We start from the raw sequence: 18,168 nt of genomic DNA on the forward strand, positions 1-18,168 counted from the left end.
ACAATACTTACCGTGCCGATTTTATTTATATTAATTTAATGATTGAAGCAAATATTATTCATGCATCATTTAAAAATAATGTAAAAAAACTTTTGTTTCTCGGTTCTTCGTGTATTTATCCGAAACTTGCACCACAGCCCATAAAAGAAGAATACCTTCTTACCGGTGAACTTGAAAATACAAATGAACCTTATGCAATTGCAAAAATTGCAGGACTTAAACTTTGCGAATCATACAGAATACAGTACGATTGTAATTTTATTTCCGCAATGCCTACAAATCTTTACGGAATAAATGACAATTACGATTTGGAGAATTCACATGTGCTTCCTGCATTAATACGTAAAATGCACCTTGCAAAATGTTTGGAAAATAAAGATTTTGATGCAATAAAAAACGACTTTAAAAAAAGACCTCTCAGAAATTTAGATGTTGCTCAATTAAAAAATAATGAATTAATAGATTTGTTGGAAAAGTATGGCATTATTACAAAAGACAAAACAACTTTAAAAATATGGGGAACAGGAACTCCTTACCGCGAATTTTTAAATGTTGATGACCTTGCCGAAGCATGCGTTTTTCTTATGAATAATTATAACGAAAAAGAAATTATAAACATCGGCATTGGCGAGGACTTGACAATTAAAGAACTCGTTTTTTTGATAAAAGAAATTGTTGGCTTTAAAGGCGAAATTGATTTCGATTCCACAAAACCCGACGGCACTCCAAAAAAATTACTTGATGTTTCTAAAATAAAAAAACTCGGCTGGAAACCTACAATTTCACTTGCTGATGGGATTAAGAAAACTTATGAAACTTATAAAAGTTGATTCATGAACATTCTATTACTTGGTTCAGGAGGAAGAGAACATGCATTTGCGTGGAAAATCGCACAAAGCAAATTACTTTCTAAACTATTTATTGCTCCCGGAAATTACGGAACATCATTGTGTGGAACAAATGTTGACATTAACCCAACTGATTTCGAAAAAATAAAATCTTTTGTTGTTGAAAATAAAATCAATATGGTTGTTGTTGGTTCCGAAGACCCGCTTGTAAAAGGCATAACAGATTATTTTCTGGCAAATGAAGAATTAAAAAATATTTCGGTTATCGGTCCCGGTAAAGACGGAGCAATGCTCGAAGGCAGCAAGGATTTTGCAAAGATATTTATGAATAAATACAATATTCCTACTGCAAAATATAAAAGTTTTCAAAAAGAAAATATAAATGATGCATATAAATTTCTTGAAAGCTTAAAATCACCTTATGTTTTAAAAGCCGATGGACTTGCAGCAGGTAAAGGTGTTGTGATTGTTGATAATATTGCTGAAGCAAAAAACGAACTTAACGAGATGTTGCTGAAATCAAAATTCAGTGAAGCTAGTAAAACGGTTGTTATCGAAGAATTTTTAAAAGGAATTGAACTTTCGGTTTTTGTTTTAACTGATGGAAATTCCTATAAAATTTTACCCGAAGCAAAGGACTACAAAAGAATAGGTGAAGGAGACATCGGGCTGAATACAGGTGGAATGGGAGCAGTATCTCCGGTGCCTTTTGCAAATGAAAATTTTATGCAGCAAGTTGAGCAAAAAATTATAAAACCAACTATTGATGGATTAAAAAATGAGAAAATAAAATATAAAGGTTTCATATTTTTTGGTTTGATAAATGTTGAAGGAAATCCTTATGTTATTGAATACAATTGCCGAATGGGCGACCCAGAGTCGGAAGTGGTGATTCCGAGAATTAAAAGTGATTTACTCGAACTCTTTACAAATGTTGCAAATGAAACTTTAAGTAAAACCGATTTGATGTTTGAAAAAAAAGCAGCAGCAACTGTAATGCTTGTTTCAAAAGGTTATCCCGGTTCTTATGAAAAAAATAAAATAATTTCTTCTTTGGATAAAGTTGACGGAAGTATTGTTTTTCATGCGGGAACAAAACCTGATAATAATAATGTTTTGACAAATGGAGGAAGAGTAATTAGTGTAACTTCAATGGATAAAGACATAAAATTTGCACTAATCAAGTCGTACAGAAATGCTGAAATAATAAATTTTGAAGGAAAATACTACAGAAAAGATATTGGAAAAGAGTTTTTGTATAATTAGCTTCTGTCGAAAAATATATTTTTAGCAGAAACACTTAACGGCAACCCGTAAGCAATTTTTACATCATTACCCATAAGTTTTAGTTCGAGTGCAGCCTGTCCGACCGTAAACATAATTCTATTATCAACTTTATAGTTCATAGCAGTGCTTACTGCCGAACCAATTGTAATTCCCAAATCACCGGTATTGAAAACGCAGGGTATATGTGGATGTTTATCTTTTTCTTGGCAATTTTTAAATCCGCACATTCCGCATTTTTTCAACCCTATAGATTTGATTTTTGTTCCGAAAAGAAGCAATATTTCACAATCAAGAATATTTTTTGCATCGCGAATAAATATGGAATATTCATATTTTTCACCTATTTCATTCATTTTGCCAATAAGTTTTTTTATATCTTCTTTTTCAACAATTGCCATTACAGTATTGTCAATACCTTTCCCTTTTGGTGCGGTTCTGGCTGCAATAAGAATATTTTCTGCAATGTTTTTTATTGCATTTTTTCTTATAGTTTCTTCAAATTTTACAGCCATGATAAATGTTAAGAGATTTTCATTTCTTTGTTCAAAGGAAGAGTGAATTTGAAAGAGGAACCTTTATTTTCTTCACTTTCAACCCATATTTTACCTTTATTTCTTAAAACAAATTCTTTGCAAAGTATAAGTCCTAAGCCGCTTCCCTTTTCATCTTCAGTTCCATAATCGCTGTGATGACCTATTTCAAATAAATTTTCAATGCTGCTTTTCTTTATCCCTATTCCGTTATCTTCCACAGATATCAGAACATCATCATTTTTGCGTTCGGTTATAATTTTAATAAAACCTCCGCTATGTGTAAATTTAATTGCATTTGAAATTAAATTTCTCAGAACCGTATCAACCATGTAATAATCAGCATACACAGTAATATTATCGTAAGCTTTAAAGGTTAGATTAATATTTTTGTTTTTTGCACTTTGACCTAAAAGTTCAATACTGCTATTTACTATTCTTGAAAGTTTGATTTCTTCGGGTTTGAATTCAAGTCGGTTTGTCTGCATTTTAGACCAAAGTAAAAGATTCTCAAGAAGATTGTTGATTCTATGCGCTACTTTATTTAATTGTTCGGTAAGTTCAAGTATTTCTTCTTTTTTCATTTTATCCAAATCTCTTCTCATAATTCTTGCGAAGCTTACGATTGAAGCAAAAGGATTTCTTAAATCATGTGAAATTATTGAAAAGAATTTATCTTTTCTTTCATTTATTTCTCTTAGATTTTCTTCTGATTCAAGTAGTTTTTCATTTAATTCTTTTAATACTTCTTTTTGTTTTTTTAATTTTTCATTTATTTCAATTAATTTTTCATTCGACTTGGCAATATTTTCTTTTTGCTCTTTTAGCAACTTGTTTGAACGTTTTATTATTCTGTAAAAACCAAAACTTAATACCAGTAAAATAAGTGTAGCAATAAATCCGACAAGAAAAAGATTTCGGTATGCTTTTTGTTTTTCAACATTTACTTTGCTCAGGTCATTATTAAATTTCAAAAGCTGATTTTCTTTTTCAAGATTTTCGGTTTCGAAAATTATCTGCATTTTAGTAATTTGTTCAAGCTTTTCTTTATTTAATATTGAATCGAGAAGATTTCCGTATAATATTTTATATTGATATGCATTTTTAAAATCATTGATTGCAAAATAAACGCCGGCAATGTTATTATATGAAATCAATTTCTGTGAAATATTATTTATCTGTTTCGAATATTTCAATGATTGCATAAAATATTCCATTGCTTTATCGTAATTACCGGTACTTTTAAAAACTTCGCCTATGTTGTTAAGGTTTATGACTTCGCCTCCAATGTCATTTAATTGTTCATTTATTGTCAGAGAATTTTTAAATGATTTAAGGGCATTTGGATAATTATTTTGCAAAAAATACACATTTCCGATACTGGAATAAATAACAGAAATATTTTTTATGTCATTTTTTAATTCAAATATTTTAAGCGCTTTTGACAGATATTTCAGTGCGTCATCATATTCTCCGATATCTTTATAAACAGAGCCGATATTATTGAATGTCTTTGCTTGTCCAAGCGTATCTTTTATTTCTTCATATATTTTTAATGCTTTGTTATAAAAATCAATTGATTTGGTGTAATTTTTAAGGTTATCATTTATTAAACCGAGCAAATAGTACGAAAAAGCTGTATTTTCGGTGTTGTTTATATACTGAAGTTTTTGTATGGAATTAAATATATATTTTAAAGCTTTATTGTAATTTCCACCATAAAAATTGCTGAGTCCAAGATTTTGCATTGCTATTGCTTCGCCAAGCATGTATTTAGATTTTGAAGATAATATCAGTGCTTCCTTTGCATAGCTTAATGATTTTTTTAAATCAACAGATGAATATTCATAAGATAGTGTATTCAATAATTTAATTCTATCCGTACCCTTTGCGTTTTTCAGTGTAATTTCAATACTATCAAACTTGTTTCCTGCTACTGCTCTTGATGAACATGAAAAGCTGATAAATAATAATAATATAATTAAATTTTTTAACATTACCATATATCTTAAAAACTCTCTCAATATTACAAAAATATTAAATAAAAATACATTTATTTATCTCTAAGTTTTTTAATTGATGAAATACTTTTCCCGTTTACTGAGGGATTGAGCTTGTATAAATCATACTCGAGCATTAAGGCGTTAAAAAGTTCATTTCCTATTATTTCCTGCCCTTTGCTTGAGAAATGCCCGTCTTTTGAGGCAAGTCGCTTCGAAACCCATGTCAATATTGAGTTGCTGCCTCCCATAATTTTGAATAAATCAAGAAAAGCACAGCCGGCTTTTATTGCTGCATTTTTTTGAGCATCACGAATTTTTGGCAGATAAGGATAAGACATATCTTCGCCATTAATTGTTGTTGCCATATCACCGGCACCTATAACCAAAATACTTGCGTCTTTTGCAGCATTCCTGAATTTCATAAAAAGATTATAATATACTGTTTCAAGCCAATCACATTGTTTATCTGAATATATATAAGGAACAACATTTGCTCCGAATTGAAAAATAATAAGTTTTGTATTCAGCATTTCAATCTGACGGGAAAGATAATCGGAATTTATAAGAAGAAGTCCATCGCCAGAATGACCACGTATAGCATAATTATCAACCTGAACACCGTTCTTGCTATCGATAAGCAATCCATAAAAATCAGGACTGTTGTCGCATATGAATTCCAGACGGAAATTTTGCAAATACAATGGTAATTTGAGTTTTTGAATGTTTATTGATTCGGAAGTTTTCAACGTATCGGTATAAATTTTTTCTCTTGTAGAATTATTATAAACATTTACAATACAATCTTCTAATGAATGTCCGTACATTAATGAAATGTTTTGATAATTCACATAACCTTCAAGATTCAAATCAATAACGGCATTAGGGAAAATCTTATAATTCTTCAAACCAATGGAATCGGCAATATTTGCAATAATGCTGTCATTATTCAATACATATTTTCTGAATTTAAAAACTGTACCGGATAAGCCATAAAAACTATTATAAAATCGGTGATGGAAAACTGTATATCTTGTCCAGTTTTCGCTGTTGTACCTTGTTAAGCTGACATTTTTTGCAATATCAACAAAAGGAACAAAACCGATACCTGAGCCACCAAACTTTTGCTGAAATCGTTTTCTCAGGTAACAACTTATCCTGTCGCCTTCAAGTTGTGAATCACCGTAATGTGCAATTCTTATAATTGCAGTGTCTTTATTATTTGCCAAAGCACTAAAAAAAGCATCAAGCGGTCTGGTTTTAAATACTTCGGGATTAATGAGAAAATCATTTTTAAAATTTACACCAAGATAAGCAAGCAATAATCTTTTCAATATTTTCTGAGGTTTCGAAAAATCATTTGTGAGATAATTATTTATAATGTCTTTGATGATTTTCGTGTTTTCAATAGAATCTTTAGTTAAATGTTTACTTGTTATTTCCTGCGCTATTTTTTCTATTTTCAACGAATCAAGCGGAAGTTTTGAAATTAGATTTATAATATCCTTTTCATTTTTTGATGTATCAGTTTGCAGATATGTGCTGACAATTTTATCTGCTACTTTATTTTCTTTTTTCTTTTCAAAATTTAAAATGTCGTCAATTGAAAGAAATTTAAATTTAAAATTTTTGTTAAAAATGGAAATGTTTATTTCCGGAAATATAGAAGAATAAATCAAAAGCACAATCTCCACTAGTACTATAATTGCAAATATTTTAAAAACATTACTTCTCATTGCAAAGCAAAATATTTTATATTTTAGAATTTATATTTTGAATTAAATCGCCTACATTTTTCATCGCTATTAATTCTTTTAATTTAAATTTAATTCCGAACTCACTTTCTATTGTTGAAATCAAAATCAGATGACTCAAGGAATCCCATTTTTCGACATCTTTCGCAGACATTTCATTAGTAATATTAATACCATTGTCTTTAAAAACTTTTCTGAATATTTGATTTAACTTATCAGCAACTTTATCTTTCATAATTTTTAATCTTTTAAATTTTTTAATCTTTCAATTTTTCAATATTGCATTCCATTAAAATCATCCTATTGGACGGCAATATACTAAGTATTTTTTTATTATCCGAAAATTTTCCCTGCACTATTTCAAACCCGAGTTTTTTATATGCTTTGTATGCATTTTTGTTTGTTTTAGCCAGAATAATCTGTACTTTTTTAAATGAAGAATTTTGGGCAGAATGTTTTTTTATATGTTCTTTAATTAATTCTTTGCAAATACCCATTCCTCTGAATTCATTTTCAACATAAACTGATTCAATCTGCAAACAATTTTTTTCACGTTCAATATGTAAATCTTCAAGAAATTCGAAATTGGCGGCAGCATTGTCGCAACGTTCTTTTCCAAAATAATGAAATAAAATATTTGATTTTATGAATTTACTTTGAACATCGTTTTTGCATTCGAGCCATGAACATATTGCTCCTGCATATTTTCCATCAATCTCGGCAATCAAAAAACCCGAAATGCAGAGTTCTTGTCCTTCTATGTCTTCGATAAGAATTTCTTTTAGAATATTTTTTAATTCGCTTTCGCTTGCACTAAATATGTTGCAGTAACTTATTTTATCGGTTCCGCTCTTTTCGGCTTCAATTATGGCTTTTATAAGAAAATCAATGTCTTTTTCTTCTGCCTTGCGAATTATTATGTTTTTTTTCATCAATTTAATTTAATTAATTCCAATAATACTTTCCTGTTTATTTTTCCATTTGTTGTTAAAGGGAAAACCGGTATTGATGAAATATCAACAGGAAGCATATACTGTGGAATTTTTGATTTCAGATATTCATGAATTTTATTAGTATCATTTTTGTAGTTTTCAACAAATAAATAAATTTCAGTATTTCCGAATTTGTTTACAAGAGGAATTGCGGCAACATTTGCCAATCCTGTTATTTGTCGTACATGATGTTCTATTTCGCTGAGTTCAACACGAAATCCCTGAATTTTTATTTGGTTATCCAATCTTCCGCAATATGCAAAATCACCATCTTTATCAATAAAACAAATGTCTCCGGTCCGGTAAAACTTTTCACTATTTTTTTCTGATTTAAAAAATGATTCATTATTTTTTTCAGGAGCTTTCCAATAACCTTCTGTGAGTTGATTTCCCGATAAACATAATTCTCCTTTTTCTCCATCTGGTACAAACTTTAAATCTTCACCAATAATAATTGCAGAAATATTGTTCATTGGTTTTCCAATGCTGACAATTCCATTGAAAGATTTTTCATCAGAATATTTTTTATTCCAGTTGTAAGTGAGGCAAAAAATAGTTGCTTCAGTGGGACCGTAAACATTTTGAATTAATGCATTTGGAACACATTCCGACCATTCTCCTACAATATCATTATATAATGCTTCACCGCAAAAAAGAGAATATCTGAGTTTTTCGAGTTTTATGTCTTTGAAATAAGAACGCAGGAACGACAAAATTGATGGAACCATCAGGGCAAAAGTTATTTCATGCGTTTCAAGAATATCATAAACACCGGTATATTTAATTCCTTTTGATGAAACCGGATATACACATGCTCCAATGCAAAGCGGAATAACATAACTCATAATTGACAAGTCAAACGTTAAATCGAACATTTGTAAAAATTTATCATTCTCATCAATTTTATAACCCAAAGCAAAGAACGCATCAACAAATGAATCTAATGCTTTTCTTGTAATAGGTACACCTTTTGGTACTCCTGTGCTTCCCGAAGTAAACAATAAATATGCTAATTTGTTTTCTGAAATATTTGAAATGTCGAAGGATAGTAATTTATTTTCAATTTGGGTTGTATCTAATATTTTTAAAGCTTTTAATTTTTCATTGTTTTCAAATTCAGAATTTTTTTCACTTGAAAGTAAAATTTTTATTTCCGATTGTTCAATAATATTAATATTTCTGTCAATAGGATTATTTGGACTTATTGGAACAAATGCATTTCCTGAAAATAAAACTGCAAAAATTGAAGAATAAGTATAAATATCGTCGTTAATAATTATACCAATTAAACTGCCTTTTTTAGTTTCTTCCTTTTCAATTGAATATTTTATATTACTTACTATTTGTGAAAATCCTCTATAAGTATAAAATTTATTATTAATAAAAAAAGCATTTTTTTCAGGAAATCTTTCGCATGATTTTTTTATTTTTTCGAGTGTTTTCAAAATAAAATTTATTTTTTTGAGTATGCAAACTTCTTTAAGCTAACATCTCACATTATTATACCTTTGAATTATTACTTTTTAACTCTTAATTCTATAATTGTTATTTCGGGAAACATACCAAGTCGTCCGGGTATTCCCACGTTTCCCATTCCCCTGTTGACATAAAGATATTGCTCTCCGGCATTGTACAATCCATCCCAGAATTCATATAAATATTTTGCAGGACTCCATTTATATTTTCCGATTTCAAAACCAAACTGAAAAGCATGAGTATGACCGGAAAAAGTAATATCAATGTTTTTATATTTAGGCAGAATTCCTGTATTCCAATAACTCGGGTCGTGTGTTAATAAAATTCTGAAAAGAGCATTTTCAGTTCCCGTATAAGCTGCAATAATATTGCCTTTCCTTGGAAACCTGTGAATATTACCCCAGTTTTCAGTTCCTATAATGGCTATTGTATCTCCTTTGATTCCTATTAGATTGTTTTTATTTAATAATAAATTCCAGTCGAAATTTTTTATTGTCATTTTTAAATCTTCAAGATTTTTTTCTTTTTCTTTTTCTGATTTCCAATGAGAATAATCGCCGTAATCATGATTTCCCAGAATTGAATAAACACCAAGCGGAGCTTTTACTTTTTTAAAAATTTCAACAAACTCTTTTGTTTCTGATGTTTCATAAACAACCAAATCACCAAGAAAAAATATCATATCGGGATGTTCATTCAGCATCGCTTCAATTATATGATTAACAGTACTTTTCATAACAACATTAGAGCAATGAATATCTGAAAACAACGCAATTTTTTTACCATTGAAAGCAGATGGAAGATTTTTAAAATAAATAGTATGTCTTTTTATTTTAAAATTATCATTTCCAAAAAAAATCGAATAACTCAACAAAACAAAAACTGAGATGCCTGTAAACAATGATGTTTTTAATAGGAACCGCAATCTGTTTGTTTTTCCCATTCTGAATTTTCTGTAAACAAAAATTGCTAATCTTCTTAAATCATCAAGAAGCAAAGGAATGAGCATGAATATTTTGGGAATATAAATCAGGATAAAAAAAATAAGAATGGAATTACTTATAATTCTTCCTAAACCGTGATTTGAAAGAATTGCAGCTACATTTAAAATAAAACATAAAGCTGAAATAAACCAGAATATTTTTTTAAATAATTTCTTTGAGTGTTGAAATGACTTTTCAAAAAAATACCGAAATGCATGATAAATGTACAAATCGAACAAAAAGAAAACTATTGCAATAATTGAAAAAGCTATGATAAATTTTGAATACATTGTTTAATTTGGGATTTAGAATTTAGGATTTAAGATTTTTTTACAATTAACAATTCAACAATTTTATTTCAGCAAAAGTTAAATTTTTAGCCATTTGTAGTATAACTATTTATTTTAAAAACAATTTTCCATTATTTTTTCAATTCAGCATTATCCATGAAATTCCGAATTTGAATGTTCGTGAAGGTGATGGATAATGAAGAAAATTATAAAAATCATACCCGTTAAGTCCGGCATTTAAATGTTCTGATTTTACAAAAATTCTTGCGCGCTTTATTTTCGCTATAAAGAAAAAATCAACAAAAGGATAATTTCCTGTTTCTTTTTCATACTGAGGATAAAATATTGAAGTTGCAGGCATATATGAATTTGCATAATATCCCGAGTAATATAAAATATCAATTCCTAAAGAAGTTAGTAAAGCTTTTTTAAACATTTTAAAATTGACATAAAATGAATTTTTTGTAATAAATTCAGGTATTCTGATAATATTTTCGACATCGGAATATTGATAAACCAAATGATTGTCGAAATGAAATTTACCGAGTTTAAAATTTTTAACAATTTCGCTTTTAACAACATTTATTGGTAAGCTCGTTTGATAAGGAAGAGCAAATGCATTAAAACAAATAATTTTTTTGAGCATGTAATAATCAAGTTTCAGAATTAAACTTTTATATGAAAACGACAAGCCCGAATATGCTTTGTTATATTTTTCAAAATTATTGTTCCATGTAAAATGATTTGATTTGTAATGCTGCAAAAAATATTCCGGTGTGGAATTTGAAATGCCGCCGTTTAAAATCACAGCCGAGCAATTTGAAGAGTCCTTGTTAAAATATTTTGCAAGAGTAATTTCTGCATTATAGTCGCCCGCATTATAGCCGTTTATTCCATATTCTCCCTTTATTTTCCAGAATAATTTTTTTTCATTTCCCGAATAAACTGCTAAATCGGAAAAAACATTCTGAAAAACCGTATCAACTCCGGTATATGTTTGAAATAGCTCGAATAACTGATGTTTGCAGCCAACATTTATATTTATTTTTCCGAAAATATTTTTAGAAGAATCCTTTTCAAAAATATTCCAGTTCAGTGAATTTTCGAGTTTAATAATATTTATGGAGTCGAATGTGGAATTTTTTGTTATAAAATAATTTTTATAGAAAATGTTGCTTGTATCGGAATTATCGGAATAAATAAAAGATTTTTCTTCAATAAATAAGGAATGTGAAATTCTTTGTTTCGGAATTACATATTTTTTTTTAGTAGTATCATTAATGAGTTTATATTTTTTTTCAACCGATATATCATAAAATTGTTTTAAATAAAAACTTTTTCTTCTTATTAAATTCTGAGCATCTGTGAGATTAGCGGCATAAAGCATAAAGTCGGTATTCAAACCTTTTTCAAATGCAGTATCATTTACGATACCTCCGTTTTCCTGAATTTTTATTTTATCAAGTATGCCGTTGAACAAAAACTGATATCGCCTGTTTTTTGAAAAATAATGTCCAAACAGCAGAAAATTCGAACAGTCCGTTCTCTGATGAAAAAAGTATCCTGGTGCATTTATAACCTGATAATTTAAACCAACATTAAAATTTCTGCTCAAATTCTGGGTGTGAAAAACATGAAAAATATTTTCTTTTTTCATTCCGTTAACATAATATAATTCGGTAAATGCTTTGTCGGTATTAAAATATTTTACGCTGTCGTTTTTAATGCAGTATATTGAATATGGATTTTTGCCAAAATCAGAATAATCAAAATAATCAAAGGAAAAGCTTAAAGGAAAATAAGGCGAACTAAGATTTCCCAAACTTCTGTAAAAGTTGTCGGTTTTATATACGGGATTAAAAATTTGAATATTTACTAAATCCGTGTCAACTGATTTTAGCTTAACTTTCTTATTTTGCAATGAGTTTTCAAAAAAATATTTTGTTTTGATGGAATCGTTTTTGATTTTTGCCGAATCCTTTTTATCTTTTCCAAGTATAGTTCCGGCAAATAAAAAAAATATTATCGCCAGAAAAAATAATTTTTTAAAAAATAACGGAGTCATCAAATTTCTATATTATCAAAATAAAAGCCAAAATTATGAAAAAAATAATAGAATTCAGCAGTGATTTATAAGCAGTGATGAAAAAATGATATAACTTTGTGTTTTATTTATCCAAAACATCATGAAAAGAAAATTATTTTTTATTTTGTTTTTCCTCTTTATTTTGAATGCTTCTGCACAAAATCAAAATAGTAAAAATACAAAAACTTCTGAAAGCAAGGTAAGTCAAAAAAACATCAAAAGCTCGAAGAACAACGAATACAATCAGAATATGAATGTAGAACTTCAGAAAGAACCTATGTATCCGCAAGGAGAAAAAGCTTTGTATGAATATTTTTATTATAATATAAAATATAGTGACGAAGCTAAAGCAAAAAAGATAAACGGAGAAGTTATTGTTAGTTTTGATGTGGCTATTGACAGCACTTTGAAAAACATTCAAATATTTAAAAGAGTTGGTTTCGGTATTGATGAAGAAATTATTCGTTTACTGAAACCGTTAAAATATGCTCCGGCTATTCAAAATGATGTGCCTGTTAAAATGAATGTTGTTATAACTGTTCCTGTCAGAGCAGACCATTAAATTTGATGATTAACTTTATAAAATTTATTATTCTTTTTACTTTTGCAAACGAACGGGGTATTAGCTCAGTTGGCTAGAGTGTTAGACTGGCAGTCTAAAGGTCAGGGGTTCGACTCCCCTATACTCCACTAAGGCGTGTTCCATAGTAAATAAAGGGTTTTTGGCATTATTTGAAAAGTGTCTCGTCCTAAAAAAAGTTTACAGGTTAATACTTAAATCCTGATATAAATTTACACTCCGGAATTTTGGCGAAAAGTGGACAGTCCACAAGCAAAATTACGGCTTTTCTTTTTTTTATTGCAGAAGTGGATAAATTTGTGTATTTTTGTTCTTCTGACAAAGAGCGCTTTTTTCTTCCTGTACTTTATGTTATAATGTAATTATGAATCGCAAATTACCCCAAGCAGTAAAAATTTGCCTTTGGTCTTATGACACAGATAAGATTAATCTTTCAAATCCCGATGACCGCTTTAGAATCATTCTTAATGTACTTAATCACGGGACAAAAAAAGCGATAGAGTGGCTTTGGGAAAATTTCAACGAGAAAGAAATCACTGAAACTATTAATAACAGCATTAAATCTGAATGGGATAGGAAGTCCCTTAATTTTTGGTCGCTGATTTATCATGCTTCACCTGCAAGAAAAAACCGTTTTTCATAATCTTATGGAAATTCATTGGGATATTCTCGACAATAAAAGAAAATCTATCCTTCCTCTTTTTAAGCATTTTGCAGACGAAGGATTTTATCTTGCCGGAGAAACAGGCTTGGCTCTCCAGATAGGTCATAGGGACAGCATTGATTTTGATTTTTTTAAAAAAGATGATTATGATACTGTTGTCTTAATAAAGAAACTTGAGGCAGTTTTTAAAAATCATAAACTTTCCATTACCCAGCAGGATAAAAATACTGTTTCCTGTTCTATTGACAATAACATTCGGTTAAGTTTTTTTAGTTATAATTATGAACTGCTGAAGCCCTTGATTAGAACGGGCTATTTTGCAATAGCTTCTATTGAAGATATTGCCTGTATGAAACTATCAGCGATTATGAGCCGGGCAGTAGAGAAGGACTATGTGGATTTGTATTTTATCCTGCAAAAAATTTCTTTGGATGACTTACTTGATTACTGCAAGAAAAAATACCGCTCTTTGGATGAGATGATGATATTAAAATCTCTTCCTTTCTTTGAAGATGTGCAAAAAGAACATATTTTATTCAAAGAATGAAGCTTGTAAATAAAAAAGAACTTTTTGAAAAATGGATAGGAGCTTATGATACCCGTTTAAAACCTGCAATTCATATTGGTGATTTTACGTTTTTTGATAAAAATAAATTTGCTAAATGGAAGAAGATGCAATTAAAAACATACGAAACTCTTTGGGGTGGAGAGCCGGCAGGTAATTTACTGACAAACTATCTTAACCCGGAAATATTAACTATTTACACCGATGAAAATAAGCAAAAGCTCATCCCACAATTTGGCTTAATTCCCACTCCCAATGGGAATGTTCGCATCTATAAAAAATTTTGGAAAGATAAATTTGATAGCAAAATAGTTCCGCCTTTACTGGTATATGCAGATTTAATTAACACAGGAGACAAAAGATGCATAGAAACAGCCGGCTATATAAATTTTAGCGATAAATTCGATGCAAAAATATCTATACACGGTTTTCAGGAAGCATATGAAAACTCTGTAATGACAAACATTTCAGGCGAAGAATTAAAAGTTGCATCATTGTCAGGTTTATGTATTCTTAAACTAATTGCTTGGGCAGATAAACCATTTGAAAGAGAAACGGACATTCAGGATATCAGCAATATAATTCAGCATTTTTTCGATATTGAATCAGAAGAGATTTACCGCCAGCATTTGGATTTATTCGAAGGTGATGACTTTGATAAAATGATTGCCGGTGCTCGTGTGCTTGGCAGACAAATCAATAAAACCCTTTCAAGTTCAGTAAAAGTAAAGAAGCTTATAATTGAAATACTTGAGCCAAATATACAAGATGCTGAAAGCAGTAGAATAGGAACAATAATTGCTAAAGATTTAGGCATTACAGCAGAGAAATCTGTATTTATTCTAAAAGAACTGCTTAATGGGTTAAATGATTAATCTCTTACATATAAAACAGGATTAACCAATTACTTTATAATTATGGCAAAAAATTATAAAGAGAATAAAAGAAGTTTTAAGCAAAAAATAAAAAAGCTGATAAAATTAGGTTTATATAAAGCCATATTTTAATTTTGTATTGTTATTTAAATAATAATTGATTGAAAAAACTTATTAATATATTAATATTATTTGTTTTTCTTTTCCAGTTTTTTGGATACTATTTGCTGTTTAAGATTAATCAGTGTTCGATTCGCAGTGAAATGCTTTCGGAGTTGTATATTGACAATAAAAATGTTGAAAAATTAAAAATTCCGTTTGCAATATTTAATAAAGTAAAAATAAATAAAAGCGAAATAAAATATAAAAATAAACTTTACGATATTCAGAAAGTTGAAATAATCAATGGTATAGCTATTGTTTATTGCATAAACGACACACAAGAAGAAAATCTGATTGCCGATTTCGAAAAGTTTACTACTGAAATAACAGATTTTGGTAACACTAACAAGCAAATTCCAAAAGTTTTAAGTAAAATAATTTTCCCTGAATACACTTTTCCTGGAAATTTAGATTTATTATTTAATGCGAATTTGATTCAACTAATTTCTTCTAAATATAAAAATAATCTTTCAAATACATATTTAGAAGTTATTTCACCACCACCCAAATGTTAGATTAATTACTTCCTTATTATTTTTACTTATATTTAAATCTGTTTTATTCTGGTCTTTTCAGAATAATTGGATTTTAATAATTATTTTAATTAACAATTAAATGAATAAAAAAAATGAAAAAATATATATTTATTTTTGCAACAATTTTGTATTCGATTTTTGCGTTTTCGCAAAATATCACTGTGGTTGACAAAATCACACGGCAACCTATTCCCGGTATCGTAGTACATTCCAAAGATTTAAAAGTTTCTGCCACTACAAATGCTAATGGGCAAGTTAACATTTCAGCTTTTAAGGGCAAAGACAGTATTTATTTCCATCATATGGTCTATACAAAAAAAGCATTCAGTTATGCTCAGATTGAAGCAATGAAATTTAATGTGGAGTTAAGTGAAATAACCATATCATTAAATGAGCTTGTAGTTTCAGCCAACAGATGGGAAGAGGAACAAATTGAAATTCCTTATCGTATTGAAAAAATAAACGCTAAAGAGGTTTCGTTCCAGAATCCACAAACATCGGCGGACCTTTTAGGTTCGGGTGGGTATGCATATATACAAAAAAGCCAGTTAGCTGGAGGATCACCAAGCTTGCGTGGGTTTGCTACAAACAGAATAATGCTGGTAGTAGATGGTGTTCGTATGAACAACGCTATTTTTCGTACAGGAAATCTTCAGAATATTATTTCTATTGATGCTGCATCTATTGAAAATACAGAAATACTTTTTGGTCCGGGAGCAGTGATGTATGGTAGTGATGCAATAGGCGGAGTAATGGATTTTCATACTTTGCAACCAAAACTCGCAGATAGTTCAAAAAAACTATTATTTAAAGGAAATGTATTCGGACGTTTTTCGTCTGCCAATACAGAAAAAACATATCATCTTGATTTTAATATTGGACTAAAAAAGCTATCTTTTGTTACAAGTTTCAGTCAAGCAGATTATGGTGACTTACGAGCAGGGACTTATGGTAATTCTTATTTCTTACGACCGGTTTATCAGAAAACAATAAACGGAATTGATTCACAATTAGTAAATACAGATAAGCAATTGCAAATTAGTTCCGGATACAGTCAAACGAACTTAATGCAAAAGATTCGTTTTAAACCCAACGAATCATGGGATTTTGATTATGCAATTCATTATTCTGCAACGTCAGATGCTCCTCGTTATGACAGATTATATTTAGATGGCAACAATGACGGCAAACTTGATAATGCACAATGGTATTACGGTCCGCAAAAATGGATGATGAATCGAATTGGTATTACAAATTCAAAACCAAATAAACTTTATAATCAGTTGCGTTTTGTGGCAGCAATGCAGAATTACGAAGAAAGCCGTCACGACAGAAAATTCAATAATAAAAAACTTCGTAATCAGACAGAAACTGTTGACGCTCTTTCATTCAATCTCGATATGGATAAAAGAATTGGTAAAAAAGCAACTTTATTTTATGGAGCTGAAGTACTTAATAATTCAGTTGGTTCGGTTGCAAATAAAGTGCATATCGAAACAGGAGCAGAAGAACCAACCAACACACGTTATCCTAATGGTTCAACATGGCAAGCATACGGCGCATATACAAGTTTGAAATACAAATTTAATCCTAAATGGATTATGAGTACGGGTTTGCGTTACAGCTATTATATAATTGAAGCTGATTTTGACACAACTATGTTCCCATTTCCATTTACTCATGCTGAAAATAGCAATGGAGCACTAAATGGAAGTTTGGGTTTCGTTTATAGTCCGAATCAAACATGGCAAATGTATATCAATGGGTCAACAGGTTTTCGTGCACCTAATATTGATGACATAGGCAAAGTGTTTTCGTCTGAACCAGGCTCTGTAGTAGTACCTAATACCAATTTAAGTCCCGAATATGCTTATAACGGAGAAATTGGAACAGCAAAAACATTTGGCAATTTTTTGAAGGTTGATTTTGCCACATATTATACATTGCTAAATAATGCACTTGCTCGCAGAAATTTTCAGTTTAATGGACAAGACAGCATAATTTATGATGGAGATATGAGTCGGGTGCAGGCAATACAAAATATTACAAAAGCTTATGTTTACGGTATTCAGGCAGGAGCTGATATCAGTTTCGGTAAAGGAATCGGATTAAGAACTACTATTTGTTATCAGCAAGGCGAAGAACAAAGCGAAGATAGTTTGATTTATTACCCAATATCGCATATTGCTCCGATGTTTGGAAGTACTCATTTAACCTATGAACGTAAAAAGCTTAAACTCGATTTTTATGCGTCATATAACAGCAAAATGGATTATAAAGACCTTCCTTTAGCAGACCGTATCGATAACACTCCTTACGCTAAAGATGCCAATGGTCTTCCTTTTGTTCCCGGATGGTACACATTAAATTTTAAAGTAGCATTTTATTTTAACAAATATTTAGGATTGAATGCCGGAGTTGAAAACATAACAGACCAGCTATATCGTCCTTTTGGTTCCGGAATAAGTGCACCTGGAAGAAATTTTATAGTAACTCTGAGAGCAAATATTTAATTTTTAGGTTATAAGTTTAATGCTGAC

The 18,168-nt window shown here is 29.9% G+C and carries 16 protein-coding genes and 1 tRNA gene; 9 read left to right on the plus strand and 8 right to left on the minus strand.

Going from position 1 to position 18,168, the window contains the following annotated elements:
• On the plus strand, window positions 1-830 hold an 830-nt coding region (locus WC223_08305; protein MFA6924244.1), incomplete at its 5' end, for a GDP-L-fucose synthase.
• Between the two features lie 3 nt (window positions 831-833).
• The gene (gene purD, locus WC223_08310) at window positions 834-2,114 is read left to right on the plus strand and encodes a phosphoribosylamine--glycine ligase (GenBank protein MFA6924245.1); all 1,281 of its coding nucleotides are present in this window, start codon (window positions 834-836) and stop codon (window positions 2,112-2,114) included.
• Here the strand turns inward: purD and WC223_08315 are convergent.
• The 8 genes from WC223_08315 to WC223_08350 all read right to left on the minus strand — a co-directional run bounded on the left by WC223_08315 (window position 2,111) and on the right by WC223_08350 (window position 12,225).
• Complete coding sequence (locus WC223_08315; protein ID MFA6924246.1) at window positions 2,111-2,647, minus strand: DUF2148 domain-containing protein; 537 nt, start codon at window positions 2,645-2,647, stop codon at window positions 2,111-2,113. The genes purD and WC223_08315 overlap by 4 nt on opposite strands.
• A gap of 8 nt (window positions 2,648-2,655) precedes the next feature.
• Window positions 2,656-4,662, minus strand: a complete 2,007-nt coding sequence (locus tag WC223_08320; protein MFA6924247.1) for a tetratricopeptide repeat-containing sensor histidine kinase — start codon at window positions 4,660-4,662, stop codon at window positions 2,656-2,658.
• A 56-nt stretch (window positions 4,663-4,718) separates the two neighbouring features.
• A complete protein-coding gene (locus WC223_08325; protein MFA6924248.1) occupies window positions 4,719-6,401 on the minus strand; it encodes a GDSL-type esterase/lipase family protein in 1,683 nt (560 codons plus the stop codon).
• A gap of 16 nt (window positions 6,402-6,417) precedes the next feature.
• Window positions 6,418-6,654, minus strand: a complete 237-nt coding sequence (locus WC223_08330; protein ID MFA6924249.1) for an acyl carrier protein — start codon at window positions 6,652-6,654, stop codon at window positions 6,418-6,420.
• Window positions 6,655-6,676: 22 nt separating this feature from the next.
• The gene (locus WC223_08335; GenBank protein ID MFA6924250.1) at window positions 6,677-7,351 is read right to left on the minus strand and encodes a GNAT family N-acetyltransferase; all 675 of its coding nucleotides are present in this window, start codon (window positions 7,349-7,351) and stop codon (window positions 6,677-6,679) included.
• Entirely contained in the window at window positions 7,351-8,856 is a 1,506-nt protein-coding gene (locus WC223_08340; protein MFA6924251.1) for an AMP-binding protein, read from the minus strand. The genes WC223_08335 and WC223_08340 overlap by 1 nt, the downstream gene beginning before the upstream one ends.
• A 71-nt stretch (window positions 8,857-8,927) precedes the next feature.
• On the minus strand, window positions 8,928-10,160 hold the full coding sequence (locus tag WC223_08345; protein ID MFA6924252.1) for a metallophosphoesterase: 1,233 nt from the start codon (window positions 10,158-10,160) through the stop codon (window positions 8,928-8,930).
• 139 nt (window positions 10,161-10,299) lie between these two features.
• Window positions 10,300-12,225, minus strand: coding sequence for a putative porin (locus WC223_08350; protein ID MFA6924253.1), 1,926 nt, complete (start codon window positions 12,223-12,225; stop codon window positions 10,300-10,302).
• A 121-nt stretch (window positions 12,226-12,346) separates the two neighbouring features.
• On the opposite strand from WC223_08350, the gene WC223_08355 reads away from it, so the two are divergent.
• From WC223_08355 to WC223_08385, 7 genes are all read left to right on the plus strand, one after another.
• Entirely contained in the window at window positions 12,347-12,808 is a 462-nt protein-coding gene (locus WC223_08355; GenBank protein MFA6924254.1) for an energy transducer TonB, read from the plus strand.
• A 54-nt stretch (window positions 12,809-12,862) separates the two neighbouring features.
• Window positions 12,863-12,936: transfer RNA gene (locus tag WC223_08360), tRNA-Ala, on the plus strand.
• 254 nt (window positions 12,937-13,190) lie between these two features.
• Window positions 13,191-13,469, plus strand: a complete 279-nt coding sequence (locus tag WC223_08365) for a hypothetical protein (protein MFA6924255.1) — start codon at window positions 13,191-13,193, stop codon at window positions 13,467-13,469.
• Window positions 13,470-13,473: 4 nt separating this feature from the next.
• On the plus strand, window positions 13,474-14,037 hold the full coding sequence (locus tag WC223_08370) for a nucleotidyl transferase AbiEii/AbiGii toxin family protein (GenBank protein MFA6924256.1): 564 nt from the start codon (window positions 13,474-13,476) through the stop codon (window positions 14,035-14,037).
• Window positions 14,034-14,930 (plus strand): type IV toxin-antitoxin system AbiEi family antitoxin, encoded by an 897-nt coding sequence (locus tag WC223_08375; protein MFA6924257.1) that lies wholly within the window; start codon window positions 14,034-14,036, stop codon window positions 14,928-14,930. The genes WC223_08370 and WC223_08375 overlap by 4 nt, the downstream gene beginning before the upstream one ends.
• A gap of 161 nt (window positions 14,931-15,091) precedes the next feature.
• Window positions 15,092-15,607, plus strand: coding sequence for a hypothetical protein (locus WC223_08380; GenBank protein ID MFA6924258.1), 516 nt, complete (start codon window positions 15,092-15,094; stop codon window positions 15,605-15,607).
• A 113-nt stretch (window positions 15,608-15,720) separates the two neighbouring features.
• A complete protein-coding gene (locus WC223_08385) occupies window positions 15,721-18,141 on the plus strand; it encodes a TonB-dependent receptor (protein MFA6924259.1) in 2,421 nt (806 codons plus the stop codon).
• Window positions 18,142-18,168: the final 27 nt, after the last annotated feature.

Source organism: Bacteroidales bacterium, assembly GCA_041671145.1.
GTDB lineage: Bacteria > Bacteroidota > Bacteroidia > Bacteroidales > JAHJDW01 > JAQUPB01.